Below are 18,317 nucleotides of genomic sequence, written 5' to 3'. Positions count from 1 at the left end.
GTCTTTAAATGCAAGATTGGATGTCTTCCGTTCTGATGGCGGTGCAGGTTATCTCCTCGCTGTTGATTATTGGTCTGGTTCTGTTGCAGCAAGGCAAGGGCGCCGATATGGGCTCGGCCTTCGGTGGCGGCTCGGCGGGTAGCGTGTTTGGTGCAGCAGGTGCGGCAAACTTTTTGTCGCGCATGACTAAATGGGCGGCAATTGTCTTTTTTGTGTCCACGGGTGGTTTGGCGTGGGTGGCTCACCATCCAGCGCAGAAAGTCGATGCGGGCGTGATGCAAGGCTACGAGTCCTCTGTTCCTGGTGCGGCGCCATCCGGTGCTGCTTCGGTTCCTGCTCCAGCGGCTTCTGTCCCTGCGGCTGTTCCATCGGCGACTCCTGAGCAAAGCGCTCCAGCGGTTCCCGCAGCTGAGTAAGTTCGATCTGTTTGTGGGTTTGCTGTTGCTCTATATATAAGAGGCAGCAAAGATCACAGTCAGGATCGGAAACAGCAATATCGAAGCCCGCCGTAATGGCGGGCTTTGTTCATTTGACGGCGTTTGTGTGGAATATGCCTGCGTACGTGATTTTTAGGCGTTTTGGGCTGTTTTGTACTGACAGCTTTACTTTTGTCATGCTAATATCGCTGTCTTGATTGCTTGCCGACGTGGTGGAATTGGTAGACACGCTATCTTGAGGGGGTAGTGGCGAAAGCTGTACGAGTTCGAGTCTCGTCGTCGGCACCAAACAAATAAAACGGGGATGTTCTGCAATTGCAGCACCCGGAAATAAAACCTGATCCTGAAAAGGACAGGTTTTTTTTTCGCCAACTTTTGGGGTGTTTTGTCTTTCTGCGCAAGTTGCTTGTATTGAGGTTTCTGGGATCGTTTCCGACTTGTTGGAAAAGGGTGCGGGCCGGGTCAGTGCATGCTGAATCTGTTTTGATATAAAATTCTCGTATTGTGAGAATCGTGGATTTAAGTCGTATGGTCAGCTTTAGCTCTCAATACGTCGAGGGCGGCATTTTCATCTTTTTGGGCGCTGATTTCATTTTTTGCCTTGTTTGCTGAGAACCAGTGTTGGCGACCGATTGCTCTGAAGACTTAAAGCAAATTCTTAAGAAGTTTGAGGGCTTAGCCTGCTAATTGTTGCTGTGGGCTCAAGCCGCCTGGAAAGCCCCTTTAAGCGGGTTTTTGTTGTGTATAGCCAACAGGCTGTGCACAAAGATTCACGTTTCCGAAGGGTTTCGTAGTCAAGCGGCGGGAATTTTGATGCAATAGCGTTAACTTCCCATCGCGGAGTTAGAAAGAGCAGCAGCACTGTTGTAGTTGGGCTGCTCTGATTTACTCAAATCTACGGAGATTTCTTACATGAAAAAGACTCTGCTCGCTGCTGCTCTGATGGCCGGCTTCGCTGGCGTCGCACACGCAGAAACGTCTGTCACCCTGTACGGTATTCTGGACGCTGGTATTGGTTACCAAAAACTGAAGACCAACGAAGCCCTGTATCTGTCTAACGTTGACGCTGGTGACTTCTCTCAGAAGCGCACGGGTCTGATCAACGGCATTCAGTCCGGCAACCGTTGGGGCCTGAAAGGTTCCGAAGATCTGGGTGACGGCCTGCGCGCTGTATTCGTTCTGGAAAGCGGTTTTGACTTGGGCACCGGTAACTCCGCTCAAGGTGGTCGTTTGTTCGGTCGTCAAGCCACTTTGGGTCTGGCTGGTGACAGCTGGGGTCAATTGGACTTCGGTCGCCAAACTAACATCGCTTCCAAGTACTTGCCAGGCGTAGCCGATCCTTTCGGCGGCGGTTTCGACCAAGCTAACATCGGTGGTGCTTTCACAGCAGCTAACACCGCTCGTTACGACAACATGGTCATGTACCAAACCCCTAACTTCTCCGGCTTCCAGTTCGGCGTTGGTTACTCGTTCAACGTGAACGGCAACCAAGCTTACAAAGTTGACGGTGGCAGCCAAGAAAACAAGCGTGGCGTGACTACTGGTCTGCGTTACGCTAACGGCCCTATCGGTGTTGCTCTGACATACGATCAGTTCAAGACTCCAGAAAGCCAAGGCGACAGCGTTTCCGTCAAGTCCTGGAACATCGGCGGTAGCTACGACTTTGAAGTTGTGAAAGCTCACTTGGCTTTCGGTCAAACTCGTAACGGCCTGTTCGCTACCCAAGATTACGCTGGTAGCACCGGTCTGTTGAAAGATGCTGGTATCGACAACAGCATGATCGGTCTGGATGGTCTGAAGATCAATTCCTACCTGGTTGGTTTGTCCGCTCCTGTTGGTGCTGGCAGCCTGATGGCTTCTTGGACGATGGCTGACGCTCGTTCGGCTCCTAACGCCCTGGCCAACTCGACTCTGTCGTGGGAAATGAAGAAACAGCACACCTACAGCCTGGGTTACAGCCACCCACTGAGCAAGCGCACTAACGTGTACGCAATTGGTTCTTACGCCAAGAACGTGTACTTCGTGCCTAACGCTAAGTCCACTCTGTTGGGCGTTGGTCTGCGTCACCAGTTCTAATTGTTTCGCGTAGCATGTCTACGCGTTGCGAAAAGCAGGCCTTCGGGCTTGCTTGAGCTGATGAAGTATAAAAAGCCATCCTTCGGGATGGCTTTTTTTATTCCCATTTTCTGTTTTGCTTGGTGATGCCCTGTTGGGTGAGGGCTCTGTTGCGGGATGATTGCTGGTGGGTTGCCGTTTGACTTGCTCTGCTGGCTTGAGGTTTTCCCCTTGGATGTTGCTTCTGGTGAGGGGGCTTTGGTTCTTATGACCGCCTGGTCTTGTTTGTCTTGCTTACAAAATAAGTATAAAAAAACGATCTTTGGTGCTTGATAGCTGACATTCCCCTTACAAAAGCGAGTAAGATAATTAATTACTGCTTCAAACCACAACCCTTAATAAAGTAAATAATCAATAGTTGAAGGGTTTTTGGTCAGGTAGCTGACAGTTTTTGCGGCATGGGTGCAACACCCGCGCATAGATGTAATGGTTTGGGGTTATCCCCCAAAACTGTGCTCTCAAAATGCTACAATCCAAGAGTTTATTTACTGCGATTGGATGCTTTGCATGAACCTGCAAGAGTACTTTCCCGTTTTGCTATTTATCATTGTCGCCACTGGGATTGGCTTGGCACTGCTTTTAGTCGGTCGAGTGTTAGGTCCAAACCGCCCCGACCCTGAAAAGCTCTCTCCTTACGAATGCGGTTTTGAAGCATTCGGTGATTCGCGCATGAAGGTGGACATTCGTTACTACCTGATCGCGATTCTGTTCATCATGTTCGATCTGGAAATCGCTTTTCTGTTTCCCTGGGCTATGGCCAATGGGACAGTAGGCCTGGTCGGTTTCTGGACGGTCATGGCGTTCTTGGCCGTTTTGACGGTCGGTTTTATCTACGAATGGAAAAAAGGCGCTCTGGACTGGGAGTAACCCATCCATAGAGAACCCCGACACGGGTTTTCGCGTCTGCTGCTGGGCATAAGGGGCACGAGGATGCGTCTTGATGACAGCGGGTTTGGTCAGCAACAGGATAGGCCGGGGCTTCCCAGGGTCTGATCCGGCAAAAGGCAACTACTATGGCTATCGACGGCATTCTCAAAGAAGGTTTTGTGACGACCAGTGCAGACAAGTTTCTGAACTGGGCAAAAACAGGGTCCATGTGGCCCATGACATTTGGTCTGGCCTGTTGTGCAGTGGAAATGATGCACGCTGGTGCGGCTCGCTATGACCTGGACCAATTCGGCATTATTTTCCGTCCCAGCCCACGTCAATCTGACTTGATGATTGTGGCGGGTACCCTGTGCAACAAGATGGCACCCGCCTTGCGTAAGGTGTACGACCAGATGGCTGAGCCACGCTGGGTTGTATCCATGGGCTCCTGTGCCAATGGTGGCGGCTACTACCACTACTCCTACTCGGTTGTGCGCGGCTGTGACCGCATCGTGCCGGTAGACGTGTATGTGCCGGGCTGTCCTCCAACCGCTGAAGCTCTGGTTTACGGCTTGCTGCAAATGCAGAACAAGATCCGTTTGACCAATACCATCGCACGCTGAACGGTTAGAACAGGCTAAACAAGACTATGACACGGCTAGAAACTTTAAAAACCAACTTGCTCTCTATCCTTGGCGAGCAGGCTGCGTTGACGCAAGCGCGCAATGAACTCACTTTGGAAGTGCCGGTTGATGCGTGGGTCGATACCTGCACCTTGCTGCGCGACCACGCTGATCTGCGCTTCGAGACCTGTATCGACTTGTGCGGGATTGATTATTCCGCCTGGAAAGCGCCTACCTATCAGGCCGCATCGGCTCAGTTCCCTCATCGCTTTGCCGTTGTGCTGCATCTGATGTCCTTGAAGCACAACTGGCGCCTGCGTGTGCGTTGCTTTGTACCCAACGACGATTTCCCCGCTTTGCCAACCCTGTTCGAGGTCTGGCCTTCGGTGAACTGGTTCGAGCGCGAAGCGTTTGACCTGTACGGCATTATTTTCGAGAACCACCCTGATCTGCGTCGCATCCTGACCGACTACGGTTTCATCGGTCATCCGTTCCGCAAAGACTTCCCCATCTCCGGCTACGTCGAAATGCGCTATGACACCGAGCAGAAGCGGGTCATTTACCAGCCCGTCACCATTGAGCCGCGTGAAATCACGCCGCGCGTGGTGCGCGAGGACGATTACGGAATTGGGCGATAAGCATCATGGCAGAAATTCAAAACTACACCCTGAACTTTGGTCCTCAGCACCCAGCCGCACACGGTGTGTTGCGTTTGGTGCTTGAACTGGACGGCGAAGTTATTCAGCGTGCTGACCCCCATATCGGTCTGTTGCACCGCGCCACTGAAAAGCTGGCCGAGCATCGCACTTTCCTGCAAACCCTGCCTTATATGGATCGTCTGGACTATGTATCCATGATGGTCAACGAGCACGCCTACTGTATGGCTGTGGAGCGTTTGGTCGGTGTTGAGGTGCCATTACGTGGCCAGTACATCCGCGTGATGTTCGACGAGATCACCCGCATTCTGAACCACCTGATGTCGGTGGGCTCGCATGCGCTGGACGTGGGTGCCATGGCCGTGTTCCTGTACGCCTTCCGTGAACGTGAAGACCTGATGGACTGCTACGAAGCGGTCTCAGGTGCTCGTTTGCACGCGGCCTACTACCGTCCAGGTGGCGTTTACCGCGATCTGCCCGGCACCATGCCTCAGTACAAGGCCAACAAATACCGCTCCGACAAAGAACTGAAAGCCATGAACGAAGCGCGTTCGGGTTCTTTGCTGGATTTCATCGAAGACTTCACCAATCGCTTCCCCGCGTGCGTGGACGAATACGAGACCTTGCTGACCGATAACCGTATCTGGAAGCAGCGTCTGGTGGGCGTGGGCGTGGTTGATCCTGATCGCGCCAAGGCGCTGGGCTTTACCGGCCCCATGCTGCGTGGTTCGGGCGTGGAGTGGGATCTGCGCAAGATGCAGCCCTACGAAGTCTATGATCGCGTCGACTTTGATATTCCTGTGGGTCGCAATGGCGACTCTTACGACCGTTACCTGGTTCGTATCGCAGAAATGCGCGAGAGCAATCGCATTATCCGTCAGTGTGTACAGTGGCTGCGCAATAATCCCGGCCCTGTCATCACGGATAACCATAAAGTGGCACCCCCATCGCGCGAACGCATGAAAACCGGGATGGAGGACTTGATCCACCATTTCAAACTGTTCTCCGAAGGGATGCACGTGCCTACTGGCGAAGTGTATGCCGGTGTGGAACATCCAAAGGGCGAGTTTGGCATTTATCTGGTATCTGACGGTGGTAACAAGCCTTACCGCATGAAGATCCGTGCTCCGGGCTTCGTCCACTTGCAGGCCCTCGATGAAATGAGCCGCGGTCACATGATTGCCGACGCGGTCACTATCATCGGCACGCAGGACATTGTGTTTGGCGAGATCGACCGTTAAGGTCGCGCCTGGAAAAACGGAACCGAATTATGTTGCTTTCCGAAAAAGCCTACCAACAGATCGATAAGGAACTGAACAAGTTCCCGGCAGATCAACGTCGCTCTGCCATCATGGCCTCGCTGGCCATCGCCCAGCAAGAAAAAGGCTGGGTATCGCCTGAAATCATTGAGGATGTTGCCCAATACATTGGCGTGGAACCCATTGCTGTGCAGGAGGTTGCGACCTTCTACAACATGTTCCATACCAAGCCTGTTGGCCGCGTCACCATTTCTGTTTGCACCAACTTGCCCTGTGCGCTGCGTGACGGCGTCAAGGCAGGCGAATACCTGAAAGAAAAGCTGGGTATCGAATACGGTGAAACCACGGCGGACGGCCAGTTCTCCCTGATCATGGGAGAGTGTATGGGTTCATGTGGTGATTCGCCCGTCATGCTGCTGAACAATCAGCACATGTGCGTGCGTATGGAAGCCGAGCGCATTGATGCCATGCTCGAAGAATTGAAGACACACGGAGAATCGGCATGATTGCACCGGACATTCTGCGTAAGTTCTCCCAGGGATTAGAGCCTAACCCTGGTGACGACCTGTCGCGCAGCATGATTTTTCATGATCGTCATATTCAGCCGCAAATTCTGGCTGGCCTGAATGGCGACAACTGGGGCCTGGAAGAGTACGTCAAGCGTGGTGGCTATGAAGCCCTGCGTAAAGTATTGACGACTGGCATGAAGCCCGAAGACGTGATTGCTGAAGTTAAAGCGTCGGCATTGCGTGGTCGTGGCGGTGCAGGTTTCCCATCGGGTCTGAAGTGGAGCTTCATGCCCCGCAGCTTGCCCGGCCAAAAGTACCTGGTCTGCAACTCTGACGAGGGCGAACCCGGCACTTTTAAAGACCGCGATATTTTGCGCTTCAATCCGCATATCGTGATCGAAGGCATGGCCATTGCGGCCTACGCCATGGGCATTACCGTGGGCTACAACTACATCCACGGTGAAGTGTTCGAGATTTATCAGCGTTTTGAAGAAGCTCTGGAGCAAGCCCGTGCTGCTGGCTTCCTGGGTGACAAGATCCTGGGTTCTGACTTCGACTTCCAGTTGCACGCTTTCCACGGTTACGGCGCCTACATTTGTGGCGAAGAAACAGCCTTGCTGGAATCCCTGGAAGGCAAGAAGGGTCAGCCCCGTTTCAAACCGCCATTCCCCGCCAGCTTTGGTCTGTATGGCAAACCGACGACCATTAATAACACCGAGACTTTTGCGGCAGTTCCCTGGATTCTGCGCAACAGCGGTCAGGAATACCTGGAAGTGGGTATCCCTAATGCGGGTGGCACCAAGATCTTCTCCATTACGGGTGACGTAGAGCGTCCCGGTAACTACGAAGTGCCGCTGGGTACACCTTTTGCCACCTTGCTGGAATTGGCCGGTGGCATGCGCGACGGTCGCAAACTGAAGGCTGTGATCCCTGGCGGTTCCAGCTCGCCCGTTTTGCCCGCCGACATCATCATGGCGACCAATCTGGACTATGACTCCATCGCCAAAGCAGGTTCCATGCTGGGTTCGGGTGCCGTCATCGTGATGGACGAGACTCGCTGCATGGTGAAATCCTTGCTGCGCCTGTCATATTTTTACTATCACGAAAGCTGCGGCCAGTGCACGCCGTGCCGCGAAGGCACAGGCTGGTTGTGGCGCATGGTGCATCGTATCGAGAACGGTCAGGGTCGCGCTGAAGACCTGGACATGCTCGACGACATCGCACAGAACATCATGGGCCGTACGATTTGTGCCCTGGGTGATGCTGCTGCCATGCCGGTGCGCAGTTTCGTTAAGCATTTCCGCGACGAGTTCGCACACCACATCGAGCATAAAGGCTGTGTGGTGCCTCAATATTTGTAGGCCAGGACAACGTAATGGTAGAACTCACCATCGATGGCATTAAAGTTGACGCCCCGGAAGGCAGCATGGTCATTCAGGCTGCCCATGACGCCGGGGTCTACGTGCCGCACTTCTGTTATCACAAAAAACTGAGTATTGCCGCCAACTGCCGCATGTGTTTGGTGGACGTGGAAAAAGCACCCAAGCCTTTGCCAGCTTGTGCGACCCCCGTCACCAACGGCATGGTTGTGCGTACTCGTTCGGATAAAGCCATTGCCGCTCAAAAGAGCGTCATGGAATTTCTGCTGATCAACCACCCGCTGGATTGCCCTGTATGCGATCAGGGTGGCGAATGTCAGTTGCAGGATCTGGCCGTGGGTTACGGTGGCTCCGAGTCGCGCTACAAGGAAGAAAAGCGCGTCGTGGCTGCCAAATCCATGGGTCCGCTGATCTCGACCGAAGCCATGCAGCGTTGCATTCACTGCACCCGCTGTGTGCGTACTGGCGAAGAAATCGCCGGTGTTCAAGAGGTCGGTATGCTCAATCGCGGCGAGCACGCCGAGATCACCACCTTTGTGGGTCGCGCAGTCGAGTCCGAGCTGTCGGGCAACATGATTGACGTTTGTCCTGTGGGTGCCTTGCTCTCCAAGCCTTTCCGCTTCAATGCCCGTACTTGGGAATTGGCCCGTCGTCGCAGCGTTAGCCCGCACGACAGCGTGGGTGCAAACCTGGTGCTGCAAGCCAAGATGGACAAGGTCTTGCGCGTTGTGCCTTTCGAGAACGACGAAGTCAACGAGTGCTGGATCAGCGACCGTGACCGTTTCTCCTACGAAGGTCTGTACACCGAAGATCGTCTGACTCGCCCCATGGTGCGTGGTGATGACGGTCAGTGGCGTGAGGCTTCCTGGAACGACGCCATGCAAACCATCGTTGCCGGTATGAATGCCGTGCGCGAGAAGTTTGGTGCAGATCAACTGGGCTGTATTGGTTCGGCTACATCCACGACTGAAGAGCTGGCCTTGTTGGCTCGCTTGGGTCGCGCATTGGGTACTGAAAACGTGGACTTCCGTCTGCGCCAGACCGATGCCCGTCTGGATGGCGCCCTGGCCGGTGTGCCTTGGTTGGGTATGCCTCTGACTGCCTTGAACGAGCTGGATCGCGTTCTGGTCGTGGGCTCCTTCCTGCGTAAAGATCACCCCTTGATGGCTCAGCGTCTGCGTCAGGCTGTCAAACGTGGTGCTCAAGTTTCCTTCATTGATTCGGCTGCCGATAATCCATTGTTCAATGCGATTGCTGGCCGTATGACGGTTGCTCCTAGCCAGTTGGCCAATTCCCTGGCTCAAGTGCTGGTAGCTGTTGCCAAAGCCAAGGACGCAGCAGTTCCTGCTGGTCTGGAAGGCGTGCAAGTATCTGCTGAAGCTCAGCAGATTGCTGACAGCCTGTCCTCCGGCGAACGCGTGGCCATCTTGCTGGGCAATATGGCGGTCAACTCGGATCAGGCCAGCGTGATTGCTGCCAACGCTAATGCGATTGCACAGGCTAGCGGTGCCAAACTGGGCTTCCTGACTGCCGGTGGTAACACCGTGGGTGGTTACCTGGCGAATGCCGTTCCAGGGAAGGGCGGTTTGACTGCCGAGCAAATGCTGGCTCAAACTTTGCGTGCCTACCTGGTTCTGAACGTGGAACCTGCTCTGGACAGCGATCTGGGCGAGCGTGCAGTGGAAACACTGAAGTCCGCGACCTTCTCGGTTGCCTTGACCTCTTATCGTTCCGCTGCCGAACAGTGGGCCGATGTGATGTTGCCTGTCTCTCCCTTCACTGAAACCTCCGGCACCTTTGTGAATGCTGAAGGCCGTGTACAAAGCTTCAAGGGTGCAGCCGCTCCCGTGGGCGATACACGTCCAGCCTGGAAGGTTCTGCGTGTACTGGGCAATCTGTTCCAGTTGGATGGCTTTGACGATGAAACATCCGAATCGGTTCGTGACTCTGTCATGGCTGCCGGTGTGGAATCGCGCTTGTCCAACCAGATCAATCTGGCTGCCAGCGTCTTGCCTGAAGGCAATGGCCTGGAGCGTGTGGCAGATGTACCTATCTACCGCAGCGATGCCCTGGTCCGTCGTTCGGCTCCTTTGCAGGAAACACCTGCTTCGGCCGCTCCTACTGCTCGCATGGCCGCCGCCACGCTGACCCAACTGGGTCTGGCCGACGGCGATCTGGTGAAGGTTCGTTCCTCGCAAGGTGAAGTCAGCCTGCCAGCTCAGTTGGATGACACCGTGGCACTGAACTCGGTGCGTGTTGCCACCGCTTTTTCTGAAACTGCCGCCTTGGGTAGCGCATTCGGTCAATTGACAGTGGAGCGTGCATAACATGGATTTTCTCTCTGTCATCAATAACTACGGCACCGAGCTGCTCGGGCCTACCGCCTGGTTTGTAGTCTGGACCTTGCTCAAGGTGATCGCGATTGCGGTTCCCGTGATCTTGTGCGTGGCCTACCTGACGTACTGGGAACGGAAGATGATTGGTTTCATGCACGTCCGTCTGGGACCGACTCGCGTCGGTTACCGCGGTTTGCTGCAGCCTTTCGCTGACGTATTCAAGCTGCTGACCAAGGAACTGATTGTTCCTGCTCAGTCCAACAAGGTTCTGTATCTGCTGGCCCCTGTGGTCACCCTGATGCCTGCCTTGGCTGCCTGGGCGGTGATTCCTTTTGGCCCTGATGTGGTTCTGTCCGACATCAATGCCGGTCTGCTGTACATCCTGGCGATTACGTCTCTGGGTGTGTACGGTGTGATCGTGGCCGGTTGGGCGTCCAACTCCAAGTACGCTTTGCTGGGTGGCCTGCGTGCAGCCGCTCAGGTGCTGTCTTACGAGTTGGCCATCGGCTTTGTTCTGATTACTGTCCTGCTGGTTTCCGGCACGCTGAATCTGTCGGGCATCGTGATGGGCCAGACACAGGGCTACTTTGCAGACAAGGGCTTGAACTTCTTGTCGTGGAACTGGCTGCCACTGCTGCCACTGTTTGTGATCTACGTAATTTCCGCCGTTGCAGAAACCAACCGTCACCCCTTTGACGTGGTGGAAGGCGAATCGGAAATTGTGGCCGGTCCTATGGTGGAGTATTCCGGTACCGGTTTTGCTCTGTTCTTCTTGGGCGAATACGCCAACATGATTTTCCTGTCGGCTCTGGCGTCCATCATGTTCCTGGGTGGCTGGACTCCGATTGTCGAGTTCGCTCCCTTTACGTGGATTCCGGGGTGGCTGTGGTTGGGTCTGAAGACCTTCATCGTAGTCTCCATGTTCATCTGGTTCCGTGCGACGTTCCCACGTTACCGCTATGACCAGATCATGCGTTTGGGCTGGAAAGTATTTATCCCGCTGACCGGTGTTTGGCTGGTTATTGTGGCGATCTGGATGCAGACGCCCTGGAACATCTGGCATTAAGGCTAAGGGGCAAGATTATGGAAGCAATCAAAGATTTCTTTGGCAGCCTGATGCTGTCCGAGATGCTCAAAGGCATGCGCCTGACGGGGAAGTATTTCTTCAAGCGTAAAGTGACGCTGCGATATCCCGTTGAAACCACGCCTACCTCGCCACGTTTTCGCGGTCTGCACGCTTTGCGTCGCTACGAAAACGGCGAAGAGCGTTGCATCGCGTGCAAACTGTGCGAGGCAGTGTGTCCCGCCATGGCCATCTCGATCGAATCGGCAGAGCGCGAGGACGGCACACGCCGCACCACGCGTTATGACATCGATCTGGCCAAGTGTATTTTCTGTGGTTTCTGTGAAGAAAGCTGCCCGGTCGACTCGATCGTGGAAACGCACATTCACGAGTACCACGGCGAAAAACGCGGCGATTTGTACTACACCAAGGACATGCTGCTGGCTATTGGTGACCGCTACGAAGACGAGATCGCTCGTCGTCGTGCCGCAGATGCACCTTATCGCTAAGGCCGGAGCTCTACACTCATGTTATTTACTACTGTTCTGTTTTATGTGCTGGCGCTGGTGATGGTGGTGGCCGCGTATCGCGTGATCGCTGCCAAAAACCCGGTTACGGCCGTATTGCATTTGATTCTGGTGTTCTTCACGGCAGCCATGCTGTGGATCACGATGGGCGCAGAGTTCCTGGGCCTGTTGCTGGTGGTGGTCTACGTTGGTGCCGTGATGGTGATGTTCCTGTTCGTCATCATGATGCTGGACGTACGTCAGGAAGCCGCAGCCAAGAAGTTCAAGGCTCATGTGCCAATGGGGCTGTTGATCGGCGCCATCATGGTTCTGGAAATGGGCTTTGTGCTGACCAAGCTGTGGTTCACAACGGCACCTGCTGCCGCGGTGGCCGCGGACTACAACAACACCCGCGTGATTGGCGAGTTGATGTACTCCCAGTATGTGCTGGCTGTGTTGCTCGGTGGCATTGTGCTGCTGGTTGGCATGATCTCGGCCATTGCACTGACTCTGCGTAAACGTGAAGGTGTCAAACGCACCGTCTCCAGCGAACAAGTCAAAGTTCGCGCCAAGGATCGTCTGCGTATGGTTTCCATTCCTTCCCAAACCGAAAAGCCGTCGGTGTCCAGTTCGGCTGACGCTGTCGTGCCAGGAGACAAATGATGATGACGCTGACGCTTGCGCACTATTTGGTCCTGGGCGCTGTGCTGTTCACGATCGGCCTGTTTGGCTTTTTTCTGAACCGTCGCAACCTGATTATTCTGCTGATGTCTGTTGAGCTGATTTTGTTGTCGGCCAACATTAATTTCGTGGCCTTTTCCACGTGGATGGGCAATGAGGCAGGTCAGGTGTTTGTCTTTTTCGTCCTGACGGTCGCTGCGGCCGAGGCGGCCATTGGTCTTGCAATTCTGGTTCTGTTGTTCCGTAACCTTAATTCGATCAATGTCCAGGATCTCGACCAGCTCAAGGGTTGATGGGATAGCACACTAATGAACTCCATAAATCTTTACTTAACGATTGCGCTTGCTCCCCTAGTGGGCTCGGCGCTGGCCGGTTTGTTTGGTACCGGCTTTCTGGGCCGATTCATCGGCAAGACCGGCGCTCATCTGCTGACCATCGCAGGCGTGCTGATTGCCTTCATCGGTTCGGTCATGGTGATGTTCCAGGTGCTGGAAGGCCAGACCTTCAATGGTCCGGTCTACACCTGGATCACGATTGGCAGCATTCAGTGGGACATCGGCTTTCTGATCGACAAGCTGACCGCCCTGATGATGGTGGTGGTGACTTCCGTGTCGCTGATGGTGCATATCTACACCATTGGCTACATGAAAGATGACCCCGGTTATCAGCGCTTTTTCTCCTACATTTCGCTGTTTACCTTCTCGATGCTGATGCTGGTCATGTCCAACAACATGCTGCAGCTCTTCTTCGGTTGGGAAGCGGTGGGTCTGGTCTCTTACCTGCTGATCGGTTTCTGGTACGAGCGCAAGACCGCGATTTTCGCCAATATGAAGGCCTTCCTGGTCAACCGTGTCGGTGACTTCGGTTTTGCCCTGGGTATTGGTCTGCTCTACGCCTACACCGGCTCCATGAACTACAGCGACGTGTTCGCCAAGGTTCAGGAACTGAGCACCATGACATTCCCCGGTACCGACTGGCAATTGCTGACTGTTGCTGCTCTGGCCCTGTTTGTGGGTGCCATGGGTAAATCGGCTCAGGTTCCTTTGCATAGCTGGTTGCCAGACTCCATGGAAGGTCCTACCCCAATCTCGGCGCTGATTCACGCCGCGACCATGGTGACGGCCGGTATCTTCATGGTGGCTCGTTTCTCGCCTGTGTTTGAACAGTCGACAACTGCGCTGTCCTTCATCATTGTGATCGGTGCAACCGGTGCCTTGTTCCTGGGCTTGCTGGGTATTATCCAGAACGACGTCAAACGCGTTGTGGCTTACTCGACCTTGTCCCAATTGGGTTACATGACGGTTGCTCTGGGTGCTTCGGCATACTCGGCCGCTGTCTTCCACCTGATGACACACGCTTTCTTCAAAGCCTTGCTGTTCCTGGGCGCTGGTTCGGTGATTATCGGTATGCACCACGATCAGGACATCCGCAATATGGGTGGTCTGCGCAAGTACATGCCTATTACCTGGCTGACCTTCCTGATCGGTACGCTGGCTCTGGTTGGTACGCCGTTCTTCTCGGGTTTCTACTCGAAAGAGCACATCATCGAAGCCGCTGGCGAAGCCGGTATCTGGGGTTCGACTTACGCGTACTACGCCACACTGATCGGTGTGTTCGTCACCTCGCTGTACTCCTTCCGCCTGTACTTCCTGGTATTCCACGGCAAAGAGCGCTTCCGTGACGTCAAGCACGATGAGTCGCATGGTCACGACGACCATCACGCTCATGGTGGCGATCCTCACGAGTCGCCCTGGGTGGTTACGCTGCCTCTGGTACTGCTGGCCATTCCATCGATCTTCGCCGGTATCTGGTTTGTTGATCCGCTGCTGTTCGGTGGCTACTTTGAAGGTATTGTGACGGTTCTGCCTGAACATCCTGCAATGGCAACTCTGGCCAAGCACTGGACTGACTGGATGGCTTACGCCGTACACGGTTTTGGCACGCTGCCATTCTGGCTGGTTGTGGCTGGTGCTGTGGTGGCTTGGTACATGTACCTGGTTAATCCTGCCTTGCCTGCAGCTATCAAAAAGAACTGCTCTTTTATCTACCGTATCCTGGAGAACAAGTACTACGTTGACTGGTTCAACGAGCAAGTACTGTCTCGTGGCGTTCGCTGCCTGGGTACGGGCCTCTGGAAAGGTGCTGACCGCGGTCTGATTGACGGCCTGGTGGTCAACGGTAGTGCACGCGTAGTGGGCTGGGTGGCTGCAATCAGCCGTCATATCCAGTCCGGCTATGTCTATCACTACGCCTTTGCCATGATCCTCGGGATCCTGGCGCTCTTATCCTTTTTTGTACTGACGGTTCGGTAAATGGCTAGCGATATGGCGTCTTCTACTCTTCCTTGGTTAACGCTGGCGATTTTCGTACCTATCGTCGCTGGCCTGTTGGTGCTGGCTCTGGGACGTGATGATCGTCCCACCTTCACCCGCTGGCTGGCTCTATTGGGTTCGATTGCCGGTCTTGTTGTCACTATTCCTCTGTACACGGGCTTCAATCCGGCTACGGCCGACATGCAGTTTGTCGAGCTGGCCCCCTGGATTGATGCCTTCAAGGTGAATTACCACCTTGGCGTGGACGGTATTTCCATGTGGTTTGTCTTGCTGACTGCGTTCATTACGGTGATCGTGGTGCTGGCGGGCTGGCAGGTTATCAAGAACCGCGTGGCTCAATACATGGGTGCCTTCTTGATCCTGTCAGGTCTGATGGTTGGTGTTTTCGCCGCCCTGGATGGCCTGCTGTTCTACGTGTTCTTTGAAGCCACACTGATCCCGATGTATCTGATCATCGGTATCTGGGGTGGTCCAAACCGCGTGTATGCCTCGGTCAAGTTCTTCCTCTACACCCTGATGGGCTCCCTGCTGACTCTGGTTGCCTTCATCTACCTGTGGAATGTGTCCGGCGGTACGTTCGATATCCTGACCTGGCACAAAGTCCCCTTGGACTACACCACACAGGTGCTGATCTTTGCCGCGCTGTTCATGGCGTTTGCGGTGAAAGTGCCTATGTGGCCCGTTCACACCTGGTTGCCGGATGCCCACGTGGAAGCACCTACCGGTGGTTCCGTGGTGCTGGCTGCCATCATGTTGAAGCTGGGTGCTTACGGTTTCCTGCGCTTTTCCCTGCCCATCGCTCCTGATGCGTCGCAAGGTCTGGCTGGTATCGTGATTGCGCTGTCCCTGGTTGCGGTGATCTACATTGGTTTGGTCGCCATCGTTCAGGACGACATGAAAAAGCTGGTGGCTTACTCCTCTGTGGCTCACATGGGTTTTGTCACACTGGGCTTTTTCGTCTTCAACACCACAGGTATGGAAGGCGCGATCATGCAGATGATCTCGCACGGCTTTGTGTCCGGTGCCATGTTCCTGTGTATTGGTGTGTTGTACGACCGCCTGCATAGCCGCGAAATTGCCGATTACGGTGGTGTCGTCAAGGTTATGCCTCGCTTTGTCACCTTCTTTGTGCTGTTCTCCATGGCCAACAGCGGTTTGCCAGGCACCAGCGGCTTTATCGGTGAATTCACCGTCATCATGGGCGCGGTTGAGTACAACTTCTGGATCGGTCTGTTGACAGCAACAGCACTGATTACCGGTGCGTCTTACTCGCTGTGGATGCTCAAGCGCGTGGCCTTCGGTCCCGTGGGTAACGACAAGGTTGCCGGCATGAGCGACCTGAGCGGCCGTGAGTTCTTCGTTCTTGGCGTAATGGCGATTGCGGTCATCGGCATGGGTGTCTATCCCAAGCCATTTACCGAGGTCATGCACGTTTCGGTTGAAGCGTTGCTGCAACACGTCTCCATCTCGAAACTGTAGGCCGAATCACTATGGATACTACCTTTAACTTTTCTCTGGCTCTGCCCGAGATCCTGCTCCTGGTTCTGGCCTCGTGTGTGCTGATTTTTGATGCGTTCAGCACGCACAAGCAGCGCCATTCAACCTTTGTGTTCAGCCTGCTGACGCTTGCCGTGGTTGCGGCCAGCGTGGCCTGGCAGTGGTCCAAGGGCGTTAGCGGCGTCTCCTTTGGTGGCCTGTTCGTCGTGGACGAGATGGCTCACTTCCTGAAGCTGCTCTCGTGTGCTGCTGTGGCGGCAACCCTGATCTACGGTCGTGAATACGCTGAACAGCGTGACATGATGGAGCGTGGTGGCGAACTCTACACCCTGACACTGATGGCTCTTCTGGGCCAGATGATCATGATTTCGGCCAACAGCATGTTGACCGCTTATCTGGGCGTAGAGCTGATGTCCTTTGCCTTGTACGCATTGGTGGCCTTGCGTCGTGAACATCGTCAGTCCATTGAAGCTGCCCTGAAGTACTTCGTATTGGGTGCTTTGGCTTCCGGTATCTTGCTGTACGGCATGTCCATGATTTATGGCGCTACCGGCAACCTGGAGTTCCCACGTATTGCTGAAGTGATCGCTAACGGTCAGGCCGAGCGTCTGGCTCTGGTCTTTGGTGTGGTGTTTGTGGTGGCAGGTCTGGCTTTCAAATTGACGGCTGCTCCTTTCCACATGTGGACACCGGACGTCTACCAAGGCGCTCCTACCACCGTGACCCTGATCATTGGTGCTGCTCCTAAACTGGCCGCCTTCGCCGTGACCATGCGTTTCCTGGTGGAAGGCCTGCACGGTGTTGCGGTGGATTGGCAGCCTATGCTGTTGATCATGGCCGTGCTGTCGCTGGCTCTGGGTAACCTGACCGCGATCATGCAAAAGAATCTCAAGCGTATGCTTGCGTATTCGACCATCTCGCACATGGGTTTCATTTTCCTGGGCTTGCTGGCTGGCGTGTTCAATGGCGAGACTCACTCTCAAGCCTACGGTGCTTCGCTGTTCTACGTGGTGATCTACGTCCTGACCACACTGAGCACCTTCGGCCTGATCCTGATCATGAGCCGTCGTGGTTTTGAATGTGAAAACATCAGCGACCTGAAAGGTCTGAGCCGTCGTAATCCCGGCCTGGCTCTGGTCTGGCTGCTGTCCATGTTCTCCCTGGCTGGTATTCCTCCGCTGTCCGGTTTTGCCGCCAAGCTGAGCGTGCTGCAAGCCGTGGTGGGTGCCGGTTATGTCTGGCTGGCCGTGTTTGCCGTGATCATGTCCTTGATCGGCGCTTTCTACTACCTGCGTGTGGTGAAGGTCGTCTACTTTGACGAACCAGAAGGCGAAGCACATCCTGTTTCTACAGGCTTGCTGACCAAGCTGGTCATGTTGGTGAATGGTGTTCTGATTATCGGCCTGGGCCTGTTGCCCGGTGGCTTGATGGATACCTGCATCCGCGTGATTCAGTCTTCCTTGCAGTTTTAAGTAGGTAGCACTATGGAACAAAGCTTTTCCATCTGGGTTGTGATTATTCTTTCCGTGATTACGGCTAACTTGCCGTTTCTGGTGGAAAAACCCTTGCTGGTTCTGCCTTGGTCCATGCCGGGCGAGCGCTCTGGTCTCTCGCCCTGGCTGCAACTGATTGTGGGTCTGGTCTACCTGGCTGTGCTGGCTGCTTTGGGTCTGGGGATTTACACGGTGATCGCCGCCAGTTCCGGTCTGAATTCCTTGCCTGTTATGTTGGGTAAGGTGTTTTTGGGCCTGGTTTTAGTGGCTGCGCTGTTTTACTTCCCCGCCTGGCGTACTCGCCATCAGAAAGTCTCCAAAGGCTTTTTTGCTCGCCTGCTGGAGGTGTGTGCTTTTTACGGGATTGTGGGTGCTTTCGGCTTTGCTTTTGAAGCCAGTATCGGTAATCCCTTCAAGCAAACCTGGGTGTTCTACACCATTACCTTTGCCTTGTTTCTGGTGATGGCGTACCCCGGCTTTGTGTATCGTTATTTGATGCGCCACCCCAAGGGCAAGTTTGAATAGTCCTGACCAGATAAAAAAACCTCGCAAAATTGCGAGGT

At 54.4% G+C, this 18,317-nt stretch carries 16 protein-coding genes, 1 tRNA gene and 2 pseudogenes; all 19 read left to right on the top strand.

Annotated elements, in window-relative coordinates; translation table 11 throughout:
- Positions 1-8: 8 nt before the first annotated feature.
- Positions 9-416 carry a preprotein translocase subunit SecG gene (secG, locus tag JYG33_RS07920; protein WP_207875423.1) on the top strand — a complete coding sequence of 136 codons (408 nt, stop codon included), beginning with the start codon at positions 9-11 and terminating at the stop codon, positions 414-416.
- A gap of 224 nt (positions 417-640) precedes the next feature.
- Positions 641-725 (top strand) — tRNA-Leu (locus JYG33_RS07915).
- Between the two features lie 624 nt (positions 726-1,349).
- Positions 1,350-2,513: a porin gene (locus JYG33_RS07910; protein WP_207875422.1), complete on the top strand. Its 1,164-nt coding sequence runs from the start codon at positions 1,350-1,352 to the stop codon at positions 2,511-2,513.
- 546 nt (positions 2,514-3,059) lie between these two features.
- Positions 3,060-3,419 carry an NADH-quinone oxidoreductase subunit A gene (locus tag JYG33_RS07905; protein WP_189391140.1) on the top strand — a complete coding sequence of 120 codons (360 nt, stop codon included), beginning with the start codon at positions 3,060-3,062 and terminating at the stop codon, positions 3,417-3,419.
- A 146-nt stretch (positions 3,420-3,565) separates the two neighbouring features.
- Positions 3,566-4,042: an NADH-quinone oxidoreductase subunit B gene (locus JYG33_RS07900; protein WP_003801059.1), complete on the top strand. Its 477-nt coding sequence runs from the start codon at positions 3,566-3,568 to the stop codon at positions 4,040-4,042.
- 26 nt (positions 4,043-4,068) lie between these two features.
- Positions 4,069-4,680: an NADH-quinone oxidoreductase subunit C gene (locus tag JYG33_RS07895; RefSeq protein ID WP_207875421.1), complete on the top strand. Its 612-nt coding sequence runs from the start codon at positions 4,069-4,071 to the stop codon at positions 4,678-4,680.
- A 5-nt stretch (positions 4,681-4,685) separates the two neighbouring features.
- Positions 4,686-5,939 carry an NADH-quinone oxidoreductase subunit D gene (locus JYG33_RS07890; RefSeq protein ID WP_207875420.1) on the top strand — a complete coding sequence of 418 codons (1,254 nt, stop codon included), beginning with the start codon at positions 4,686-4,688 and terminating at the stop codon, positions 5,937-5,939.
- 29 nt (positions 5,940-5,968) lie between these two features.
- Complete coding sequence (gene nuoE / locus JYG33_RS07885) at positions 5,969-6,463, top strand: NADH-quinone oxidoreductase subunit NuoE (RefSeq protein ID WP_207875419.1); 495 nt, start codon at positions 5,969-5,971, stop codon at positions 6,461-6,463.
- Positions 6,460-7,827: an NADH-quinone oxidoreductase subunit NuoF gene (gene nuoF / locus JYG33_RS07880; protein ID WP_207875418.1), complete on the top strand. Its 1,368-nt coding sequence runs from the start codon at positions 6,460-6,462 to the stop codon at positions 7,825-7,827. Before nuoE ends, nuoF begins: the two co-directional genes overlap by 4 nt.
- A gap of 14 nt (positions 7,828-7,841) precedes the next feature.
- Entirely contained in the window at positions 7,842-10,172 is a 2,331-nt protein-coding gene (gene nuoG, locus JYG33_RS07875; protein WP_207875417.1) for an NADH-quinone oxidoreductase subunit NuoG, read from the top strand.
- Between the two features lies 1 nt (position 10,173).
- The gene (gene nuoH / locus JYG33_RS07870; protein WP_207875416.1) at positions 10,174-11,247 is read left to right on the top strand and encodes an NADH-quinone oxidoreductase subunit NuoH; all 1,074 of its coding nucleotides are present in this window, start codon (positions 10,174-10,176) and stop codon (positions 11,245-11,247) included.
- A 17-nt stretch (positions 11,248-11,264) separates the two neighbouring features.
- The gene (gene nuoI, locus JYG33_RS07865; protein WP_189391133.1) at positions 11,265-11,753 is read left to right on the top strand and encodes an NADH-quinone oxidoreductase subunit NuoI; all 489 of its coding nucleotides are present in this window, start codon (positions 11,265-11,267) and stop codon (positions 11,751-11,753) included.
- An 18-nt stretch (positions 11,754-11,771) separates the two neighbouring features.
- A complete protein-coding gene (locus tag JYG33_RS07860) occupies positions 11,772-12,413 on the top strand; it encodes an NADH-quinone oxidoreductase subunit J (RefSeq protein ID WP_207875415.1) in 642 nt (213 codons plus the stop codon).
- Positions 12,414-12,415: 2 nt separating this feature from the next.
- Positions 12,416-12,724 (top strand): NADH-quinone oxidoreductase subunit NuoK, encoded by a 309-nt coding sequence (gene nuoK, locus JYG33_RS07855; protein WP_207875778.1) that lies wholly within the window; start codon positions 12,416-12,418, stop codon positions 12,722-12,724.
- 15 nt (positions 12,725-12,739) lie between these two features.
- Complete coding sequence (nuoL, locus tag JYG33_RS07850) at positions 12,740-14,743, top strand: NADH-quinone oxidoreductase subunit L (protein WP_207875414.1); 2,004 nt, start codon at positions 12,740-12,742, stop codon at positions 14,741-14,743.
- A gap of 12 nt (positions 14,744-14,755) precedes the next feature.
- Positions 14,756-16,243 carry an NADH-quinone oxidoreductase subunit M gene (locus JYG33_RS07845; RefSeq protein ID WP_207875413.1) on the top strand — a complete coding sequence of 496 codons (1,488 nt, stop codon included), beginning with the start codon at positions 14,756-14,758 and terminating at the stop codon, positions 16,241-16,243.
- 11 nt (positions 16,244-16,254) lie between these two features.
- Positions 16,255-17,733, top strand: a complete 1,479-nt coding sequence (nuoN, locus tag JYG33_RS07840; RefSeq protein ID WP_207875412.1) for an NADH-quinone oxidoreductase subunit NuoN — start codon at positions 16,255-16,257, stop codon at positions 17,731-17,733.
- 12 nt (positions 17,734-17,745) lie between these two features.
- Positions 17,746-17,880, top strand: a pseudogene (locus tag JYG33_RS18755) (DUF2818 family protein); the annotation flags it as partial.
- A gap of 192 nt (positions 17,881-18,072) precedes the next feature.
- Positions 18,073-18,279 (top strand): annotated as a pseudogene (locus tag JYG33_RS18750) (DUF2818 family protein); the annotation flags it as partial.
- Positions 18,280-18,317: the final 38 nt, after the last annotated feature.

Origin of the sequence: Alcaligenes sp. SORT26, assembly GCF_017377875.1 — a bacterium.
GTDB lineage: Bacteria > Pseudomonadota > Gammaproteobacteria > Burkholderiales > Burkholderiaceae_B > Alcaligenes > Alcaligenes parafaecalis.
This window is presented reverse-complemented; position numbering and strand designations above follow the sequence as displayed.